The 2625-nt window shown below is 46.2% G+C and carries 1 protein-coding gene and 1 pseudogene; one reads left to right on the forward strand and one right to left on the reverse strand.

Annotated elements, in window-relative coordinates; all coding sequences use genetic code 11:
- Window positions 1–122: 122 nt before the first annotated feature.
- Window positions 123–512: pseudogene (locus F6K38_RS39150) on the forward strand (hypothetical protein); the annotation flags it as partial.
- Window positions 513–517: 5 nt separating this feature from the next.
- On the opposite strand, the gene F6K38_RS39155 reads toward F6K38_RS39150, so the two are convergent.
- Window positions 518–2029 carry a group II intron reverse transcriptase/maturase gene (locus tag F6K38_RS39155; RefSeq protein ID WP_287256644.1) on the reverse strand — a complete coding sequence of 504 codons (1512 nt, stop codon included), beginning with the start codon at window positions 2027–2029 and terminating at the stop codon, window positions 518–520.
- Window positions 2030–2625: the final 596 nt, after the last annotated feature.

Here is a 2625-nt window from a genome sequence, read left to right on the forward strand (position 1 = left end):
AATAAATTGGCCAGACGCTCAATTGAGCTTTTGTATCCTTGTATCATGGGCAGATCCTGGCAACCTCTTCACACAGATTATGCATGAACTCATCCCATCAATCAAGTCCTAGAGTGAACAGCCTAGGTTTACCCCTAGAAGAGTATCTGGTGAATCCCCATGACCACCGGATTCGCAACTATGAGGATAAACTAAAACGAACAGAAGATGGCGACTTGAGTTTGACTGCTAAGGATGGTGTTAAGGCTTGGATGCTAGACCCTAGGGACCCTGTAACCAAGCCAGTTCAGGAAGTAGCCAAGAGGTGTCATCAGGCGTTGGGCTGTCGCCACTACAGTCTTTTTGACTTCCGTATCGACCCACAGGGGCAACCTTGGTTTCTAGAAGCAGGGTTGTATTGTTCTTTTTCGCCTAAAAGTGTGATTGCTTCTATTAGAGTCGATGCCTGGTATTACCCAGGGCACCTCTCCTTCAAATCCGTACGTGCGACTTTCACCGCATACGGCTCCTAGATATCCTAGTCTTCTGACTTGCCCTGGTGAATATATTGGTGACAACTTTGGTGAACAGCCATAAGGTTGTTTTTCTTCCAGTTGTGATGATTTCCGTCAATGTGGTGGAGGTGTACTCTTTCCTCATCAATGAATTTCAGCCCGCAATATCCACAAGAATGGTTTTGCTTCTTCAAAGTTTCTGCAGTAGCATCGAAGTAGAGTTTCGAATTTCTCTGACTCCAATAGACTAAGTCTCCGTCATAAGGGGACTTAGTCCCTTTTACCATTACGTGTTTGTTCTGTTCATACCCTACTGCGGGGAAGCTTTTCTTGCATAGTTTGTCGGCCTGGTACCGGTTTACCTTCTCTTCGCTACGAAATTTCCGGTTTGCGGTATTGTTCATGTGCCATAAACTATCTCGGGAACTGCTCATGTCGCAGTACTTATGGTAATTCCTCCATCCACGTACGATGGGGGCTAGCTTCTTGGCTTTGACTTTTGCACCATAATTCGAACTGTTGACTACGGTCTTGATTTTCCTGCGGATGTTCCTATGATTCTCCACTGAGGGAGTGCAATGGAATTTTCCGTTTTGTTTGACGCGCATGCGCCATCCTAGGAAGTCGAATCCGTCTGTCGTTTTGGTTATCTTGGTCTTTTCTTCGCTGATTTCCATCCCGCGTTCTGCCAAAAATGCCTTGATTTTACCCAGAACTTTTTCGGCGTTATCCTTTGGCTTGAGGAATATCACCATATCGTCTGCGTATCTGACGCTTGGGTGTATTTCCTCTATTCCATCAAGTGCGATATTGGCTAGAAGTGGACTGACTACTCCTCCCTGTGGGGTTCCTTGCTCAGGAAATTCCAGGTCAACTCCTGCTTTGAGACAGCGGAATATCCCAGTCTTCAAACTTGCTGGCGCAATTAACCTGTCCATTATGGACTTATGGGAGATGCGGTCGAAACACTTCTTAATGTCCAGTTCGATTACTCTCTTGGTGATGCCATTTGCGTTCGATTTCAAGTTAGCGAACACGTATCTTTGTGCATCGTGCGCACTTCTTCCCGTTCTGAACCCGTAGCTACGAGCATGAAACAAGGCTTCGTATGCTGGTTCGAGGGCGAATTTTGCCAGACATTGCCACGCTCTATCGAAGATTGTTGGTATCTTGAGTATCCTTACTTTCCCATTCTTTTTAGGGATTGGGATTTCTCGAAGACCGGAGTGTTTCCAGTCGAGAGCGCTTTGCCTCATATTCTCAAGTACTTCCAGCCTCTCCTCATAATTCAGTGCAGTTTTCCCGTCGATACCGGCGGTTTTCTTGCCCTGATTAAGCTGTGTCACTTGGCGGATGGCCAAAAGCTGTGCTGAACGGGATTTCAATATCAGTTTCTGTAGAGACCGAGCTTTCCTCAAGTCACCAGCTTGAACCGCTTTATACACGCGCCTCTGTAGGCGGAAAAGATTTCTCCGGAGTTGTTTCCAGTTCTGTCCTTTCCAAAGGTCACTAGATTTTTGTCTGTGTCTACCCATACTCTCCATTGGTTTGCGTATTCTGAATACCCGTGCCCAGTTTTGAGCACATCTTACCCGATGGTGGGGATTAGGCTTGGCATAGCTTACCGAAGTTCCGACCGTTCTTCAGACCCAAGTGTTGCCATCGTTTTTACTCGTTCCATCCTCCAGATTGTTTAGATGATTTAGGACAGTCCAATTTGCCTACCCTCTTCTCGGAGCTTACGGATAACCGCCGTTCTTTCCGTGAGAATGCGAGGATGCCGTGCACACTATTTGTCCAGATTGTGCCGGTGCTTTTAGACACTTTTTCAGGACTTGTTTGCCCTTGTCATCTCCCCATTAGCGGCAGTGTGGCTTATCTGTTTCACCTCTGATTCCGCCCTGGTGCCAGCTTCACTCCGATGAAATGCCGTTCATCTCGGTGTGGCCAGATAGGGAGTCACTTGTCTCCTCAAGGGGTGGGTTTTCACCACCATCCGGAAGATATAGTTGTTTCAATTAAGGATAAGACGGTGATGAGGTAAAATGAAAAGGGTATATTTTCAATAACTGACAGCAATGCCATACAGTCTAGATTTCAGAAAAAAAGTAATAAACTATATAGAAAAAGG

Source organism: Moorena sp. SIO3B2 (assembly GCF_010692525.1).
In the GTDB taxonomy this organism is placed as follows: domain Bacteria; phylum Cyanobacteriota; class Cyanobacteriia; order Cyanobacteriales; family Coleofasciculaceae; genus Moorena; species Moorena producens.

Excerpts from the sequence above, each read along its gene's own strand:
- F6K38_RS39155 (WP_287256644.1), bottom strand. The coding sequence starts at position 2,029 with ATGGGTAGACACAGACAAAAATCTAGTGACCTTTGGAAAGGACAGAAC.